This window comes from Curtobacterium sp. MCBA15_007 (assembly GCF_001864905.1).
Classification (GTDB): Bacteria; Actinomycetota; Actinomycetes; order Actinomycetales; family Microbacteriaceae; genus Curtobacterium; species Curtobacterium poinsettiae.
This window is the reverse complement of record NZ_MJGM01000007.1, coordinates 11477-12249: the sequence shown is the minus strand read 5'-3', so window position 1 is coordinate 12249 and position 773 is coordinate 11477. Positions and strand designations below refer to the sequence as shown.

Annotated in this window: 1 protein-coding gene; it reads left to right on the top strand. The window is 73.1% G+C overall.

The window, feature by feature from the left end:
- Positions 1–773, top strand: a 773-nt coding sequence (locus BIU95_RS04890) for a DUF885 family protein (RefSeq protein ID WP_139179661.1), incomplete at both ends; no start/stop codon positions are given.

The window sequence follows — 773 nt, the reverse complement described above, 5'->3', positions numbered from 1 at the left end:
CCGCGCCTCCTGTCCGTCGATCCGCAGCGGCCGTCCGCCGTGGTCCACCTGGGTAGGGTCGAGGGCATGACCGATGACCGTCCTGTCCGCCAGCCGTCCGCCGTCGACCGTGTCGCCGAGGACTGGGTCACCACACTCGTCGATCTCGACCCGACGACCGCCACGTACATCGGGGTGCCGGGGCGCACGGGGGAGTACGGCGACACCTCGCCCGCCGGCGCCGCCGCGCTGGCCGAGGCCGCCCGCGGCACCAAGCGTGCACTCGACGCCGCTCCGGCCGTCGACTCCGTGGACCAGGTGACCAAGGCCGACCTCGGTGCCGAGCTGGACCTCACCGTCGAGTCCTACGAGCGCAAGCTGCACCTCCGCGACCTGAACGTCATCGCGAGCCCGGCACAGTCGGTGCGCGAGATCATCGACCTGATGCCGACCGCGACCGAGTCGGACTGGCAGGACATCGCGAGTCGGCTGCAGGCGCTGCCGGATGCGCTCGAGGGCATCCGCGAGACACTGCTCGAGGGCACGCGTGAAGACGTCACCCCGGCGAAGCGCCAGGTCGCGCTCATCGCCGAGCAGGCGGCGCGCACCGGCGCCGACGGCGGGATGTTCCGTCAGCTGGCCGACTCCGCCGCGTTCGAGGGCGACGTCCCCGTGCCGGAGGCGCTCCGAGCCGACCTGCGCCGCGGTGCCGAGGTCGCGGCGGCGGCCTACCGCTCGTTCGGACAGTTCCTGGAGCACGAGCTGCTGCCGCTGGCCACCCCGATCGACGCCGT